This window comes from Nocardioides sp. YIM 152315 (genome assembly GCF_029210375.1).
Classification (GTDB): domain Bacteria; phylum Actinomycetota; class Actinomycetes; order Propionibacteriales; family Nocardioidaceae; genus Nocardioides.
This window is the reverse complement of the sequence record NZ_JARGER010000038.1, coordinates 326,435-341,869: the sequence shown is the minus strand read 5'-3', so window position 1 is coordinate 341,869 and position 15,435 is coordinate 326,435. Positions and strand designations below refer to the sequence as shown.

General features: G+C 72.7%; 17 protein-coding genes. 11 read left to right on the top strand and 6 right to left on the bottom strand.

Annotation, left to right across the window (positions count from 1 at the left end; translation table 11 throughout):
* The 5 genes from PZ894_RS16125 to PZ894_RS16105 all read left to right on the top strand — a co-directional run bounded on the left by PZ894_RS16125 (position 1) and on the right by PZ894_RS16105 (position 5,975).
* Positions 1 to 1,587, top strand: coding sequence for an acyl--CoA ligase family protein (locus tag PZ894_RS16125; protein WP_275746326.1), 1,587 nt, complete (start codon positions 1 to 3; stop codon positions 1,585 to 1,587).
* Positions 1,553 to 2,833, top strand: a complete 1,281-nt coding sequence (gene purD / locus PZ894_RS16120; protein ID WP_275746324.1) for a phosphoribosylamine--glycine ligase — start codon at positions 1,553 to 1,555, stop codon at positions 2,831 to 2,833. Before PZ894_RS16125 ends, purD begins: the two co-directional genes overlap by 35 nt.
* 79 nt (positions 2,834 to 2,912) lie before the next feature.
* Positions 2,913 to 4,340, top strand: coding sequence for an adenylosuccinate lyase (purB, locus tag PZ894_RS16115; protein ID WP_275746322.1), 1,428 nt, complete (start codon positions 2,913 to 2,915; stop codon positions 4,338 to 4,340).
* Positions 4,341 to 4,386: 46 nt separating this feature from the next.
* Entirely contained in the window at positions 4,387 to 4,944 is a 558-nt protein-coding gene (locus PZ894_RS16110; protein ID WP_275746320.1) for a sigma-70 family RNA polymerase sigma factor, read from the top strand.
* On the top strand, positions 4,941 to 5,975 hold the full coding sequence (locus tag PZ894_RS16105) for a hypothetical protein (protein WP_275746318.1): 1,035 nt from the start codon (positions 4,941 to 4,943) through the stop codon (positions 5,973 to 5,975). The genes PZ894_RS16110 and PZ894_RS16105 overlap by 4 nt, the downstream gene beginning before the upstream one ends.
* Here the strand turns inward: PZ894_RS16105 and PZ894_RS16100 are convergent.
* The gene (locus tag PZ894_RS16100) at positions 5,945 to 6,541 is read right to left on the bottom strand and encodes a hypothetical protein (protein WP_275746316.1); all 597 of its coding nucleotides are present in this window, start codon (positions 6,539 to 6,541) and stop codon (positions 5,945 to 5,947) included. The two genes, PZ894_RS16105 and PZ894_RS16100, sit on opposite strands and share 31 nt — an antisense overlap.
* A 51-nt stretch (positions 6,542 to 6,592) precedes the next feature.
* Here PZ894_RS16100 and PZ894_RS16095 point away from each other — a divergent pair, with 51 nt between their 5' ends.
* Positions 6,593 to 6,877, top strand: coding sequence for an acylphosphatase (locus PZ894_RS16095; protein ID WP_275746314.1), 285 nt, complete (start codon positions 6,593 to 6,595; stop codon positions 6,875 to 6,877).
* 89 nt (positions 6,878 to 6,966) lie between these two features.
* Here PZ894_RS16095 and PZ894_RS16090 read toward each other — a convergent pair whose 3' ends face one another.
* Positions 6,967 to 7,581, bottom strand: a complete 615-nt coding sequence (locus PZ894_RS16090; protein WP_275746312.1) for a hypothetical protein — start codon at positions 7,579 to 7,581, stop codon at positions 6,967 to 6,969.
* Positions 7,582 to 7,639: 58 nt separating this feature from the next.
* Here PZ894_RS16090 and PZ894_RS16085 point away from each other — a divergent pair, with 58 nt between their 5' ends.
* Both PZ894_RS16085 and PZ894_RS16080 read left to right on the top strand, forming a co-directional pair.
* Positions 7,640 to 8,533 (top strand): phosphoribosylaminoimidazolesuccinocarboxamide synthase, encoded by an 894-nt coding sequence (locus PZ894_RS16085; protein ID WP_275746311.1) that lies wholly within the window; start codon positions 7,640 to 7,642, stop codon positions 8,531 to 8,533.
* A gap of 30 nt (positions 8,534 to 8,563) precedes the next feature.
* Positions 8,564 to 10,162 (top strand): long-chain fatty acid--CoA ligase, encoded by a 1,599-nt coding sequence (locus PZ894_RS16080; RefSeq protein ID WP_275746310.1) that lies wholly within the window; start codon positions 8,564 to 8,566, stop codon positions 10,160 to 10,162.
* Here PZ894_RS16080 and PZ894_RS16075 read toward each other — a convergent pair whose 3' ends face one another.
* From PZ894_RS16075 to PZ894_RS16060, 4 genes are all read right to left on the bottom strand, one after another.
* On the bottom strand, positions 10,163 to 10,750 hold the full coding sequence (locus PZ894_RS16075) for a hypothetical protein (protein ID WP_275746308.1): 588 nt from the start codon (positions 10,748 to 10,750) through the stop codon (positions 10,163 to 10,165).
* Entirely contained in the window at positions 10,743 to 13,070 is a 2,328-nt protein-coding gene (locus PZ894_RS16070; RefSeq protein ID WP_275746306.1) for a hypothetical protein, read from the bottom strand. Before PZ894_RS16070 ends, PZ894_RS16075 begins: the two co-directional genes overlap by 8 nt.
* Positions 13,070 to 13,366, bottom strand: coding sequence for a hypothetical protein (locus PZ894_RS16065; RefSeq protein ID WP_275746305.1), 297 nt, complete (start codon positions 13,364 to 13,366; stop codon positions 13,070 to 13,072). Before PZ894_RS16065 ends, PZ894_RS16070 begins: the two co-directional genes overlap by 1 nt.
* A 94-nt stretch (positions 13,367 to 13,460) precedes the next feature.
* Positions 13,461 to 13,964 carry a general stress protein gene (locus PZ894_RS16060; RefSeq protein WP_275746304.1) on the bottom strand — a complete coding sequence of 168 codons (504 nt, stop codon included), beginning with the start codon at positions 13,962 to 13,964 and terminating at the stop codon, positions 13,461 to 13,463.
* A gap of 36 nt (positions 13,965 to 14,000) precedes the next feature.
* Here PZ894_RS16060 and purS point away from each other — a divergent pair, with 36 nt between their 5' ends.
* Genes purS through PZ894_RS16045 form a run of 3 tightly spaced genes read left to right on the top strand, consistent with a single transcriptional unit; the run spans position 14,001 to position 15,375 of the window.
* Positions 14,001 to 14,267 carry a phosphoribosylformylglycinamidine synthase subunit PurS gene (gene purS, locus PZ894_RS16055; protein WP_275746302.1) on the top strand — a complete coding sequence of 89 codons (267 nt, stop codon included), beginning with the start codon at positions 14,001 to 14,003 and terminating at the stop codon, positions 14,265 to 14,267.
* Positions 14,264 to 14,932, top strand: coding sequence for a phosphoribosylformylglycinamidine synthase subunit PurQ (gene purQ, locus PZ894_RS16050; RefSeq protein ID WP_275746300.1), 669 nt, complete (start codon positions 14,264 to 14,266; stop codon positions 14,930 to 14,932). Before purS ends, purQ begins: the two co-directional genes overlap by 4 nt.
* Entirely contained in the window at positions 14,929 to 15,375 is a 447-nt protein-coding gene (locus PZ894_RS16045) for a DUF3817 domain-containing protein (RefSeq protein ID WP_275746298.1), read from the top strand. The genes purQ and PZ894_RS16045 overlap by 4 nt, the downstream gene beginning before the upstream one ends.
* The last annotated feature ends 60 nt before the right edge of the window (positions 15,376 to 15,435 follow it).

Genomic DNA, 15,435 nt, shown 5'->3' with positions numbered 1-15,435 from the left:
ATGAGCGCCTTCACCTTCGCGCCGCTCACTCCCGCCTCGTTCCTGGACCGCTCGGCCGCGGTGTTCGCCGAGCGCCTCGCCGTCGTCGACGGTGACCTGCGGCTGACCTACGCCGAGCTCGCCGACCGCTGCGCCCGTCTCGTCAGCGCGCTCGCCGCCGCGGGCGTGGAGCCCGGCGACCGGGTGGCGGCGTTGTGCGCCAACAGCCACGTGATGCTCGAGCTGCACCACGGCGTACCGGCCCGGGGAGCCGTGCTGGTCTCGGTGAACATCCGGCTCAGCCACGACGAGATGCGCTACGTGGTCGAGCACTCCGGCGCCCGGCTGCTCGTCGCCACCCGAGAGCTCGCCGAGCAGGCACGGGCGCTGGCCGACGGGCTCGGGATCGACCTCGTGGTCGAGGAGGAGTACGACGCGTGGCTCGACGCCGCGCCGGCCGACCCGGTCGACCGTGCGGACGTGGACGAGCGCGACCTGATCGCCCTCAACTACACGTCGGGCACGACCGGACGCCCGAAGGGCGTGATGTACCACCACCGCGGCGCCTACCTCCAGGCGGTCGCGATGGCCTACCACGCGCGGCTCGGTCCCGGAGCGCGCTACCTGTGGACGCTGCCGATGTTCCACTGCAACGGCTGGTGCTTCACGTGGGCCGTCACCGCCGCCGGTGGCACCCACCTGTGCCTGCGCGCCGTCGAGGCCGGCGAGATCTGGCGGCTGCTGCGCGAGGAGGGCGTCACGCACTTCAGCGGCGCGCCGACCGTGCTCGCGATGATCGCGACCGACCCCGCGGCCGACTCCGCGGCCGGGCCGCTGGCGCAGCGCGTGCACGTCGACGTCGGCGGCGCACCACCGTCGCCGGCGCTGATCGGCCGGCTCGGTCCGCTCGGCCTCGACGTCACCCATCTCTACGGGCTGACCGAGACGTTCGGGCCGATCGCCATCAACGAGTGGCAGCCCGAGTGGGACGACCTCGACACCGACGAGCGCGACCGGCTGCGCGCCCGCCAGGGCATCGGCAACATCGTCGCCCGGCCGCTGCGCGTGCTCGACGCCGACGGCCACGACGTACCCGCCGACGGCGAGACGATCGGCGAGCTCGCCGCCCGCGGCAACGACGTGATGCTCGGCTACTACCGCGACGACGAGGCGACGGCCGCCGTCACCCGCAGCGGCTGCTTCCTCACCGGCGACCTCGCGGTCCGGCACCCGGACGGGTACGTCGAGATCCGCGACCGGCGCAAGGACGTGATCATCTCGGGCGGCGAGAACGTCGCCTCGGTCGAGGTCGAGCGCGCCCTCGACGAGCACCCCGCGGTGCTGGAGTGCGCGGTGGTCGGCGCCCCCGACGAGAAGTGGGGCGAGGTGCCGGTCGCGTTCGTCACGCTGCGCGAGGGTGCGGACGTCGACGTCGACGAGCTGCGGGCGTTCCTGCGCGAGCGGATCGCCGGGTTCAAGGTGCCCCGGCGCATCGAGCTCGTCGAGCTGCCGAAGACCTCGACCGGCAAGATCCAGAAGAACGTGCTGCGACGACGCCTTAGGGTGGACGCCCGTGAAGACACTGGTGATCGGCACCGGCGGACGTGAGCACGCTCTCGCGCTGGCCCTCTCGCGCGACCCGGGCGTCAGCGAGGTGCACGCCGCGCCGGGCAACCCCGGCATCGCCGCCGTCGCGAGCCTGCACGAGGTCGACCCGATGTCCGGTGGGTCCGTCGCCGACCTCGCCGAGTCGCTCGGCGTCGACCTCGTGGTCGTCGGCCCCGAGGCGCCACTGGTCGCCGGCGTCGCCGACGCCGTGCGCGAGCGGGGCATCGCGGTCTTCGGCCCGTCCGGGGCCGCGGCTCGGCTCGAGGGGTCGAAGGCGTTCTCCAAGGACGTGATGGAGGCGGCCGGCGTCCCGACCGCTCGTGCGCGCACCTGCGAGTCCGAGGCCGAGGTCGAGGCCGCGCTGGACGCGTTCGGCGCGCCGTACGTCGTCAAGGACGACGCCCTCGCGGCGGGCAAGGGCGTCGTGGTGACCCGTGAACGTGCGGAGGCGCTCGCCCATGCGGGGCTCTGCACATCACGGGGGAGCGGGCGCGTCGTGGTCGAGGAGTTCCTCGACGGTCCCGAGGTCTCGCTCTTCGCGATCTGCGACGGCGCCACGGCGTACGCGCTCCAGCCGGCCCAGGACTTCAAGCGGATCTTCGACGGTGGCCGCGGTCCGAACACCGGCGGCATGGGCTCCTACACCCCGCTCGCGTGGGCGCAGCCCGACCTCGCCTCGGTCGTGCTCGACCGGGTCGTCCGGCCCACCCTCGCCGAGATGTCGCGTCGCGGCGCGCCGTTCGTCGGGTGCCTCTACGTCGGGCTCGCGCTCACCGAGTCGGGTCCGCGGGTCATCGAGTTCAACGTCCGCTTCGGCGACCCCGACATCCAGCCGGTGCTCGCCGTGCTCGAGTCGCCGCTCGGCGCGCTCCTCGCCGCGGCCGCCGGCGGCCGCCTCGCCGACGTGCCGCCGCCCGCCTTCCGCGACGCCGCCGCGGTCACCGTGGTGTTGGCCTCCGCCGGCTACCCCGAGTCGTCGTCGAAGGGCGACGTCATCACGGGCGCCGACGCCGCCGGCCGAGGGCCCGACGTCGACGTGATCCATGCCGGCACCGCGCTCTCGGGCGACGACCTGGTCACGGCCGGTGGCCGCGTGCTCGCCGTACGCGCGCTCGGCCGCGACGTCGCCGACGCCCGCGCCCGCGCGTACGCCGCCGCCGACCTGATCTCCTTCGACGGCCTCCAGCGCCGCGGCGACATCGCCGCCGAGCCCCTCGGCGTCGTCGAGGGCGCCTCCGTCCGTTGAATCGGGACTTCTGACGGTTGAGCCCGGACTTTACTCCCGATTCAACCGTCAGAAGTCCCGACTCAACCGTCGTGGGAGGATGAGGCACGTGACTGTGCCCAACGTCCTGGCAGCCCGCTACGCCTCCGCCGAGCTCGCGCGGATCTGGTCACCGGAGCACAAGATCGTGCTCGAGCGGCAGCTGTGGATCGCGGTGCTGGAGGCGCAGCGCGACCTCGGCATCGACGTGCCCGACGGCGTCGTCGAGGCCTATCGCGAGGTCGTCGAGAAGGTGGACCTCGAGTCGATCGCCGCGCGCGAGCGCGTCACGCGACACGACGTGAAGGCGCGCATCGAGGAGTTCTCCGCGCTGGCCGGGCACGAGCACATCCACAAGGGCATGACCAGCCGCGACCTGACCGAGAACGTCGAGCAGCTCCAGGTCCGCCAGAGCCTCTCCCTGGTGCGCGACCGGGCCGTCGCCGCGCTGGCCAGGCTCGCGCGGCTGGCCGCCGAGCACGAGGCCACGGTGATGGCCGGTCGCAGCCACAACGTCGCGGCGCAGGCGACCACGCTCGGCAAGCGGTTCGCGACGATCGCCGACGAGATGCTGATCGCGCTCGAGCGGGTCGAGGAGCTGCTGGCGCGCTACCCGCTGCGCGGCATCAAGGGCCCGATGGGCACGGCGCAGGACATGCTCGACCTCCTCGACGGCGACGCCTCGAAGCTGCAGCGGCTCGAGGAGCGCGTCGCCCACCACCTCGGCTTCGAGCGGGTGCTGACCAGCGTCGGCCAGGTCTACCCCCGCAGCCTCGACCTCGACGTCGTCAGCGCCCTGGTGCAGCTGGTCTCCGGCCCCTCCAACCTCGCGACCACGGTCCGGCTGATGGCCGGCAACGAGCTGGTGACCGAGGGCTTCCGGGAGGGCCAGGTCGGCTCCTCGGCGATGCCCCACAAGATGAACAGCCGCTCCGCCGAGCGCGTCAACGGCCTCTCCGTCGTGCTCCGCGGCCACCTCTCGATGGTCAGCGAGCTCGCGGGCGACCAGTGGAACGAGGGCGACGTCTCCGACTCCGTCGTACGCCGGGTCGCGCTGCCCGACGCGTTCTTCGCCGCCGACGGGCTCTTCGAGACGTTCCTGACGATCCTCGACGAGTTCGGTGCGTTCCCGGCGGTGATCCAGCGGGAGCTCGACCGCTACCTCCCGTTCCTCGCGACGACCAAGGTGCTGATGGCCGCCGTCCGCAACGGCGTCGGCCGCGAGGCCGCCCACGAGGCGATCAAGGAGGCCGCGGTCGGCACGGCGCTCGACATGCGCCAGGGCCAGCCCGACAACGACGTGTTCGCGCGCCTGGCCGCCGACGACAGGCTGGGCCTGACCGCCGACCAGCTCGCGACCCTGGTCGCCGAACCGATCACGTTCACCGGCGCGGCCGTCGACCAGGTCCAGCACGTCGTGCGCCGGGTCGCCGACGTCACCGACCAGCACTCCGAGGCCGCGGCGTACGCCCCCGGCGCGATCCTCTAGGGAAGTCGCCTGCAACGCCCGGGCCGGTGCCGGACATGAACGAGTCATGAGCGACGGCCGCGACGAGTCCTTCCGCCGCCTGTACGCCGAGCACTTCGACGCCGTCCTGGGGTTCGCCGTGCGGCGCACCGACCGGACCGAGGACGCGGCCGACGTCACGGCGGACACGTTCCTGGTCGCCTGGCGCCGGCTGGCGCACGTGCCCGCCGGCGTCGAGACCCGGCCCTGGCTGTACGGCGTGGCGCGGCGGGTGCTGGCCAACCACCGTCGCGGTGACCGCCGGCGGACCCACCTCGGCCAGCGGCTGCGCCGGGAGCTGGCCGCCGCGCTGCCCGACGTCAGCGACGAGGTCGTGCAGCGGGCCGACGTCACCGCCGCGATGCAGCGGCTGAGCGCCCGCGACCAGGAGGTGCTCGAGCTGCACCTGTGGGAGGGACTCGAGCCGCGTGAGATCGCAGAGGTGCTCGGGCTCACGACCGTCGTCGTCCGCCCCCGGCTCTCCCGCGCCCGCGCCCGGCTGCGGGATCTGCTCGGCAACGATCCCGAACCGCCCGGACATCACCCCTCCAGACACCCCCAGCTCGCCAGGAAGGAGCAGCCGTGAACCCGAAGATCACCGACGAGGCCCTCGCGGACCTGCCGCTCCACCACGGGCGGGCCGACCTCCTGGAGGAGATCATGCGCACTCCCACCCTCGACGACCGCCCGATCCGCGCCGAGCGCCCTCGCCGCCGTACGACGTGGCTCGTCCCGGTCGCGGCCGCCTCCGTGGTCGCTGCGCTGGCCGTCGGCTCCGCCTGGTGGGCGACGGGCGGGTCCGGCGGCGACGGCGCGGACTCCGGGGTCGCGTCCCAGCCGACCGGCGCGGACGTGCGCGACCGCGTCGTCCTCGACGCGCCCGGATGGGTGGTCGCCGCCGCGTACGCCGACGGGCAGAGCGGCGAGATGACCTACGAGAAGGGCCGGGATCGCTTCGACGTCTCCTGGTACCCCGCCGACCAGTACGACTCCTACGTCGAGGACCGGCGCCACGTCGTCGAACCCCCGGCGGACGGCGAGCCCGTCACCGTGCTCGAGCTGGGTGCGCAGATGTGGGCCTACAGCGCGACCGACCACACCGCGATCCGCGAGGTCGAGGGCGGCCGGTGGTTCGAGCTCCGGGGGTCCGGGATGGACGAGGCCGGGTACCGCGCGCTCCTGACCAGCCTGCGGTTCGTCGACCAGGCCGAGTTCGACGCGCTCCTGCCCGGCTCCTTCGTGACCGGCTCCGAGCGGAGCGCCACGATCGACGAGATCCTGGACGGCATCGCCGACGTCGCCCACCCGCTGCTGCCCGCCGGTGTCGCCAGGTCGTCGATCGACTCCGACCAGAGCGACGACTACCAGCTCGGCGCCGAGGTCGCGGGAGCGGTCGCCTGCGCCTGGCTCGACGAGTACGCCGACGCGACGCGCGCCGGAGACGAACGGCGGGCGCAGCGCGCCGCGGGAGTCCTCACCTCGGCGCAGGACTGGCCGGTGCTCGACGACATGAACGCGCGGGGTGACTACCCCGAGGTGATCTGGGAGTACGCCGACCAGGTCGTCGCCGGCAAGGTCCCCGAGGGCTACGCGGGCGGGCTGGGCTGCGACCGCTGACGGCCCCAGGTCACGGCGTCGCGCACCTCGGGCGGCGCCCCGGCCCGGAGCTCCTCGTCGGGCACGGCGCCGAGCGCGTCGTTCACGATGGAGAACGCCAGCCGGAGCGCGACGAAGGTCGTGACCGCGAAGACCCGTCCATCGTCGAGTCCCGCCTCACGCAGCGCGTCGACGTCCGCCCGCGTCGTCGCGTTCGGGTCGCGGGCGACCTGCCGGGCCCAGCGAGCCATCGCCCGCTCCGCGTCGTCGAGGCCGTCGTCGGACCCGGTGAGCACGGCCGCGGCGATCGCGGGGTCGGACTCCTCGGCGAGCCGCGTGCCCCAGGCGAGCGAGCAGTAGGAGTCGCCGAGCGTGGACGCGCACGCCGCGACGAGGATCGCGCGCTCGCGCATCGACAGCCCACCCTCGACCGCGACCGCGGCGATCAGCCCGAAGAGCGCGTCGTGCGCCTCGGGGTGGTGCGCCCACGCCCGGCTCAGGTCCATCACGTAGCCGCGGGAGTCGACGTCGCCGTCGTACAGGGCACGCACCCGTGGCGTCGTCGGTGGCTCGCCCAGGAAGGTCATGCCCCAGTGTGCCGGCGCCCCCGACGGGTCGCCATCGTCAACAATGGGGCCATGCCAGCCAGCGCTCGTCGCGTCGTCGACGTCGTCGTGACCGGCCGGGTGCAGGGAGTGTCCTTCCGCTACCACGCCGAGCGGACCGCGCGCGGGCTCGGCGTGGCGGGCTGGGTGCGCAACGAGCCCGGCGGCTCGGTCGCGGCACACCTCGAGGGGGATCCCGAGACCGTGGAGGCCATGCTCGACTGGCTGCGCCAGGGCCCGCCCGCGGCATCGGTCGACCGCGTCGACGTCACCCCCGCGACGCCGACGGGCGCCCGATCGTTCGAGGTGCGCTCCTAGTCAGACGGCGCGGCGACGCGGACGAGCCGTGAAGTGCCCGCGCGCCGGCCCGCGGACGTCGACCCGCGAGCCATGCCGACGACTCAACCTCAGGCCCGAGCGTGCCCGCCCCAGTTGGCGAGCTTCGTCGCGACGGTGTGCAGGTCGGCGCGCCACACGTCCTCGTCGACCGGCGGCAGGATGTCGTCCCACTCGACGGCGTACGAGCCCTTGATCTGCGCGAAGCCCTCCGGTCGCGCCACGAACCAGACGTGGAAGTGGGAGCACCCGTCGCCCCAGCGGTTGACGTGCACGCGACCGACGTGCGGCAGCCCCTGGACGATGCGGACGAGGCGGTTGGCGATCCGCCCGAACTCCCCGGCCTGGTCGTCGTCGAGGTCGCCGGTGTCGAGGTGCTCGCGGCTCCAGAGCGTCAGCACCAGCGGCAGGCCGGAGGGCCTCGGCTCGACCGTGAGCTGCCAGTGCTCGTCCTCCCAGACCAGCCGGTCGGCGGTGAAGCCGGCGCACGCCGGGCAGGACCTGCCGCCCTCCTCACCGGCGCGCGGTGCCTCGGCGCCGGGAGCGTCCAGCACCTTGGGTACGACGGCACCGTCGACCGCCTCCCAGGGGAAGATGTCCCACTGGCTCATGGCGGGTGCGGGCAGGCGCCCGTCGACGGCGGCGGCCAGGACGCGGGCGTGGAAGTCGGCTGCAGGCTCCGGCATGGCCTCACTCTGCCAGCCGCGGCTCGGGCGAGCGGATCCGGCCCCTAGAGTTGGGGACGTGGCCGACCTCAACATCCCGACGGCGCCCGAGGTCGACGGCGCCACCCACGTCCACTCGGGCAAGGTGCGCGACCTCTACGAGTTGCCCGGTGGCGAGCTGCTCATGGTCGCCAGCGACCGCATCTCGATCTTCGACTTCGTGCTCGACACGACCATCCCCGACAAGGGCGAGATCCTGACCCGGATGTCGCTGTGGTGGTTCGACCAGCTCGCCGACCTGGTGCCCAACCACGTCCTCTCCACCGACGTCCCCGCGCCGGTGCTGGGTCGCGCGGTGGTCTGCGAGCGGCTCGCGATGCACCCCGTCGAGTGCGTCGCCCGCGGCTACCTGACCGGCTCCGGCCTCGTCGACTACCGGGCGACGGGCCCCGAGCACCGCGTGTGCGGCCTCGCGCTGCCGGCCGGGCTCGACGACGGCAGCCGGCTGCCCGCGCCGATCTTCACGCCCGCCACGAAGGCCGAGCTCGGCGAGCACGACGAGAACGTCTCGTACGACGCGGTCGCGGCCACCATCGGGGCCGAGCGCGCCGAGGAGCTGCGCGACCTCACGCTCGCGGTCTACGGCCGCGCGGAGCAGGTCGCCCGCGAGCGCGGCATCATCCTGGCCGACACCAAGCTCGAGTTCGGCGCCCGGCCCGACGGCACGACCGTGCTGGCCGACGAGGTGCTCACGCCCGACTCGTCGCGCTTCTGGCCCGCCGCCGAGTGGCAGCCCGGCCGCACGCAGCCGTCGTACGACAAGCAGATCGTGCGCAACTGGGCGCTCTCCCCGGAGTCGGGCTGGGACCGCGCGTCCGGCGCGGCACCGCCGCCGCTGCCGCCCGAGGTCGTGGAGCGCACCCGGAGCCGGTACGTCGAGGCCTACGAGCTGCTGACCGGCCAGCGCTGGTAGACCGTCGCGACCGGTGAGTAGGTTGACCGCATGACGACGTACAACCTCGCGAGCCTGCTCGAGGACAGCACGAAGGCCTTCCCCGACCGCACCGCGATCGTCTTCGGCGACAGGCGGCTGTCGTACGCGGAGGTCGACACGTTCGCGAACATGGTCGCCAACCTGCTCGTCTCGCGCGGCATCCGGCCCGGTGACAAGGTCGCGCTGACGTGTCCGAACCTGCCGTACTTCACGATCGTCTACTACGGCATCCTCAAGGCGGGCGCGACCGTGGTGCCGCTCAACGTGCTGCTCAAGGGCCGCGAGGTCGCCTACCACCTGGGCGACTCCGACGCGAAGGCCTACTTCTGCTTCGAGGGCACGCCCGAGCTGCCGATGGGCGAGGAGGGGTACGCCGGCTTCCAGCAGGTCGACGGCTGCGAGCACTTCTTCGTGATCACCGCCGACCTCGCGGCTCCCTCGCCGATCGACGGGACTCCCGACGACCCGGTGGAGACGATGGCGCAGGCGATGGGCGGCCAGGCCGCCGAGTTCGAGACCGTCGGCACCGACGAGGACGACACCGCCGTCATCCTCTACACCTCCGGCACCACCGGCCAGCCCAAGGGTGCGGAGCTGCGCCACCGCAACATGCGCGACAACGCGCGGTCGGGCGAGGCGCTCTTCGGCGCGAGCGCCGACAACCCGGACACCTACCTCTGCGTGCTGCCGCTCTTCCACTCCTTCGGCCAGACCACCTGCCAGAACGGCCCGTTCGCCTACGGCGCGACCATCGTCATGCTGCCGCGCTTCGAGCCGCGGGCGGCGCTCGACCTGATGAAGCAGGAGCGCATCACGTTCTTCGCCGGGGTGCCGACGATGTACTGGGGCCTGCTCGGCGCGCTCGAGGACGCCCAGGCCGACGGGCTCGACGTCACCGAGGTCGCGAGCAACCTGCGGGTCGCCGTCGCCGGTGGCTCGGCGCTGCCCGTCGAGGTGCACAAGGAGTTCGAGAAGCGCTTCGGCGTCACGATCCTCGAGGGCTACGGGCTCTCGGAGACCAGCCCCGTCGCGTCGTTCTCGTCGTACGGCGAGCCCGTGCGCGTCGGCTCGATCGGCGTGCCGATCCCCGGTGTCGAGATGAAGCTCATCGACCCGGCGTCGACCCGCGGCGCGTGGACGGACGTCGAGGGCGCGGACGAGATCGGCGAGATCGCGATCAAGGGCCACAACATCATGAAGGGCTACTACAACCGCCCCGAGGCCACCGCCGAGGCCATCGCCGACGGCTGGTTCCGCTCCGGCGACCTCGCCCGCCGCGACGAGGACGGCTGGTACTACATCGTCGACCGCTCCAAGGACATGATCATCCGCGGCGGCTACAACGTGTACCCGCGCGAGATCGAGGAGGTCCTGATGACCCACCCCGCCGTGTCGCTGGCCGCGGTGATCGGCGTGCCGCACGACAGCCACGGCGAGGAGATCAAGGCTGTCGTGATCAGGGCGCCGGGCGCCCAGGCCACCGAGGACGAGCTGGTGGCGTGGGGCAAGGAGCAGATGGCGGCGTACAAGTACCCCCGCATCGTCGAGTTCGTCGACGCCCTGCCGATGACGTCGACCGGCAAGATCCTCAAGCGCGAGCTCAGCTGATCAGGACTCGTCGCGGCCGATGTCGGAGGCGTTCGCCAGGGCCGCCGAGAGCACCTCGGCGATCTCGACCGCGGGCTCGCCGCCGCCGGTGTGGGTGACCGTCACCGAGACGATGCGGTCGTCGCCGGTGGGCGCGAGGGCCTGGACGGCGACGTCCTCGCCGGTCGTGCTGCCGCTGAAGCCGACCGCGCCCTCGGGAAGGCCGTCGGAGTCAGACAGGGCCGTGACGTCGCCCTTCTCGACGCAGGCGGCCACCGCCTCCTCGACGGCGGCGAGGGCGCCGTCGGCATCGCCGTAGCGCTGCGCGGGCACGAAGAGCGAGGCGGTGACGACGTCGCCGGACTCCAGCGTGTAGGACTTCGTGAGCGGCTGGGGCCCGTCGGCGTCCGGGGTGCCGATCGACGGGATCCGGGTGGTCAGCTCCGAGCAGGTGGTCGCCGTCGGCTGACCGCTGCCGAAGGTCGTGGTCGACTCGATCGCGGGCAGGTCGTCGTCGGTCAGCAGCGACGGGTCCTCGTCCCCGGAGCAGCCGACGAGCGCCACCGCGGCCACGAGCCCCACCAGGACGGCGCGACCACGGTCAGTCACTGGTGTCGCCGTAGTAGTCCAGGAAGGCGTCCTTGTAGGACGTCTCCAGGTCCATGTTGGTGACGTAGCCCGACGCCACCGACATCGCGCTCTGGGCGTACGCCGAGCGGTCCTCGGCCGGGATGTCCTCGATGTCGACGAGCCGCCCGTTGTCGTCGCGCCAGGTCTCCGGGATCTCGGACTCGGGGATCACGCCGGCCTCGGCCAGCGCGTGGAAGGTGCCGAGCTTCGCCTGGGTGACGCCGTACGACGCGCGCGTCTCGGCCTCGCGGGTCGCCTCGTCCGTCTGCGACATCGCGTCGTCGAGGGCACCCGTCCCGAGGTCGACGCCCTGGCCCCACGCGGCGTCGAGGGCCCGGCTGCCGAGCTCACCGACGACGTCGGCTCCGGGCAGCGGCACCAGGCCGGCCGCCTCGCCGACGAGGTCGGAGAACGCCTGGACGCGGGCGTCGTGCTCCTGGGCGTCGCCGATCTCGACGGAGCCGACGGCCCACTCGGCGAAGCCCTGCAGGTTCGCCGAGCGCTCCAGCCCGTCGCGCAGCTGGTTGCCGAGCCGGTAGTCGTCGGGGTCGTCGGCCATCTGGACGGCCGCGCCGTTGATCTGCTGCTGCTGGAAGGCGCCGATGCCCTCGGCGATGCTGGTGGCGCCGTCGTCGGTGCTGACCGCGACCTGCATCAGCTCCTCGAGGTCGCCCGAGAACAGCCGCGGGTAGTGGTCGGCGGTGCCCAGGAACGCGTCCTCGAAGGGGACCGCGCCCGGCTCACCCTCGCCCGGGGCTCGCAGCGCGGCGTCCATCGCGGGCGTGTAGTGCTTCATCAGCTCGGCGAGGTGCGGCGAGCCGGCTTCGGCGTTGTCGACGCTGAAGGACTCGTTGCCGGCGATGCCGTGGAAGAAGCGCGAGACGAGCTCGGCGGTGCCCTCGGGCTGGTTCGCGATCAGGTCCTCGTCGGTGCCGATGCCCTCGGCCAGCTGGGTGATGCCCTCGAACCCGTCGGCCTCCCAGCTGCGGTCGTGGAAGTAGTAGTCCTGCCGCTCGGGGTCGTCGGTGAGGAACTGGTAGCCGTCCTCCGGGTGCGACCCGAGGTTGCCCAGGGCCGCCGCCATCGGGTCGTCGTACCAGCCGTCGTACTCGCCGTCGGCGGTCAGCGGGCTGTGGCCGTTGTGGCCGTACCAGTACTCCGCGCCCAGGTCGTTGCCGGAGCGCTCGAACTCGTCGAGCTGCTCGGCCACCCCGCGCACCAGGTCGCCGTCGAGACCATGGTCCTGCATCAGGTAGGTCAGGATCGAGGCGCCGCTGCCGCTGTAGTGGGGGTAGCGGTCCTGGAACGCGTCGCGCTGCTCGTCGGTGAGCTGCCAGGTCGCGTGGCGGACCAGATCCTGGCCGAAGCCGTGGTCGTCGAAGGACGGGTCGTCACCGGCGGTGCCGAGGGTACGCCGGATGTCGGCCGCCAGGTCGGCCACCTTGTCGGGGTCGGTGCCGCCGAGGCGCAGGTAGCTCTCGATGCTGCCGAGGGTGGCGACGGTGCCGTCGGCGCCGAGGTCCTCGTAGAGCGACGACGCGATCTCCGGGTCGCCGCCGTAGGAGTCCAGGAGCGTCGACAGCCGGTCGACGGTCTCGTCGTCGAGGTCGAAGTCGTCGTCGTTGACCTCGCTGTCGAGCAGGTCGGACAGGCCCTGGCCCAGCTCGTGCTTGAGCGGCTCGGGGAGGCTCGGCACCAGGATGTCCGCGAGATCGGGGTGGTCGAGGAGGTAGTCGACCTGCTCCTCGGTGGTCAGCCCGCGCAGCGCGTCGGGCAGCGCCTGGTCATCGAGACCGCCGCCCGCGTCGACGTCGCTGGTGCGGGCCGACCGGAGCGACGCGGCCAGCGCGCTGTCGGCCTCGGCGGCGTCGGCGAGGGCGTCGGTGATGGCCTGGGCGATCTCGTCGGCGATCCGCTGGGCGTCGGCCTGCTCGTCCTCGTCGGTGAAGGTCCGGTCGCTGGTGACGGTGCCGCTCGAGCTCACGGTGAACCCGTTGCTGCTCGCCCGGGAGAGGGCGTCGTCGAGGGTGGTGCGGGCGCTGCGGACCTGGCCGCTCGCGGTGTCGAGCGCGGAGATGACCAGGTTGAGCTCGGCGACCTGGTCGGTCAGCCGGTTGGCGAGCTGGTCGTGGTCCTGCTCGGCGTACACCGAGGCGCCGCCGACCCAGGACGCGGGCGGACGCCCGGCGTCGACCTCGTCGGCGAGGTCGGTGAGCGAGCCGCGGCGGGTGTGCAGCTCGTCGGCGACGACGCCGAGCCGGTCGGCGTCCCACTGCTTGAGCTGGTCGATGGTGACCATCACATCCCCTCTCGCGCGAGCCGCTCCATGCGCGCCGCCTGCGCGAGGTCGGTCTCGACCCAGTCGTCGGCGTGCCGGCGCAGCGACGCCACGTGGGCGGTGCCGTCGGTGACCCAGGTGCGGTACGCCGTGCGCCAGGTCTCGGACAGCGACGTCGCCGCCCCCGCGCTCTGGCTGCCGGGGAGGGCCGTGCTCACGGCGCTCACCCCGGTCGGGATGTTGGCGTCCACCGCGGTGACGGCGGCCTCCATCTTGTCTGCAGCTGCACGGATGTCCTGCGGGACGATCTCGGTCATCGCGGCCCCCGAGTCGGATGCTCCTGTGGTCGCGGACCTCATTCCCAGTCGCGCGGACCGGGTAAACCCGCGGCGGGGCGGGCGGCGGCGGGAGTCACTCGAACGGGTTGGGCAGCGCGCCGGGCAGCCCGGCGAGCAGCTCGCGTGCCTGCGCGGCCACCTTGTGCTCGACGAGCACCTCGTAGCGGGTCGCGACGACCTGGGTGACCGAGGAGAAGTCGCGCCGGCCGCGGGTGAGCGCGTAGCCGAGCAGGGCCCAGACGACGCCGAAGACGGCTCCCAGCAGCACCGTGGAGAGGATCATCGCGAGGATGTCCTCGTCGACGAAGAACGAGAAGATCAGCCCGACGAAGAGTCCCAGCCACAGGCCGGAGAGCACCCCGCCGAGGGCGACCCGGCCGGTGGTGAGTCGGCCGGTGATGCGTTCGACCCGCTTGAGGTCGGTGCCGACGATCATCAGGTGCTCGACGGGGAACTTGCTGTCGGAGAGGAAGTCGACGGTCTTCTGGGCGGCGGCGTAGTCGTCGTACACGGCCAGCGACTGCGGGAACTCCAGGCGCAGCGGGTTGGTTCCCGGGAATCCTGTGGGCAGGCTCATGCCGCCCAGTCTGCCGCACCCTTCTAGAATGAGCGCGTGCCTCGCGTAGTCGTCGACGTCATGCCCAAGCCGGAGATCCTCGACCCCCAGGGCAAGGCGGTGCACGGAGCCCTGCCGCGGCTGGGCTTCTCGGGCGTCACCGACGTGCGTCAGGGCAAGCGGTTCGAGCTGACCGTCGAGGGCGAGGTCACCGACGCCGTCCTCGCCGAGGTCGACAAGATGGCGGAGACACTGCTGTCCAACCCCGTGATCGAGAACTACACCGTCCGCGTCGAGGCCCTCGCCGACGAGGTGTCGGCGTGAGGGTCGGGGTCGTCACCTTCCCGGGGTCGCTGGACGATGTCGACGCGCAGCGCGCGGTCGTCCTCGGCGGCAACGAGGCCGTCCCGCTCTGGCACGGCGACCACGACCTGCGCGGCGTGGACGCCGTCGTCCTGCCGGGCGGGTTCTCGTACGGCGACTACCTGCGGTGCGGCGCGATCTCCCGCTTCTCGCCGGTGATGGCCGAGGTGGTCGCCGCCGCGGGCAAGGGCATGCCGGTCCTCGGCATCTGCAACGGCTTCCAGATCCTGTGCGAGTCCCACCTGCTCCCGGGTGCGCTGATCCGCAACGACCACCGCAAGTTCGTGTGCCGCGACCAGCGGCTGCGCATCGACAACAACCGCACGCCGTGGACCTCGTCGTACGACGAGGGCGCCGAAGTCACCATCGTCCTCAAGAACGGCGAGGGCGGCTTCGTGGCCGACGCCGACACCCTCGACCGGCTCGAGGGGGAGGGCCGGGTCGTGGCGCGCTACCTCGACGCCAACCCCAACGGCTCGGTGCGCGACATCGCCGGCATCTCCAACGACCGCGGCAACGTGGTCGGCCTGATGCCCCACCCCGAGCACGCCGTCGAGAGCCTCACCGGCTCCGGGACCGACGGCCTCGGTTTCTTCACCGGCCTCGCAGAGCGGACCTTCGCATGAATCCCACCCTTCTCTTCCGTCGCGTCGCGATCGCCGAGGCGATCACGTGGGCGCTGCTGCTCCTCGGGATGTTCCTCAAGTACGTCACCGAGACCACCGAGCTCGGCGTCCGGGTCTTCGGCATGGTCCACGGCGTCGTCTTCGTCGCCTACTGCCTGACCACCGTGCTCGTGGCGGTCGACCAGCGCTGGTCGGCCGGCCGGGCCCTGCTCGGCCTCGCCGCCGCGGTCCCGCCGTTCTTCACCGTGCTTTTCGACCGGTACGCCGAGCGGCGCGGTGCCCTCGCCGACACCTGGCGCCTCACGACCTCGTCGCCGCAGCGGGGCCTCGACCGGCCGGTCGCCTGGCTGCTGCGCAACCCGGTCCGCGGTGCCGCCACCGGCGTGGTCGCCGTCGCCGCCCTCACCGGCCTCGCGCTGCTGGTCGGCCCTCCCGCCAGCTGACGGCCGCGCCCGCGCCTGTCGGGTGGTGCGGGTGCCGGTGGCGGCGGTTCATCAAGGGAT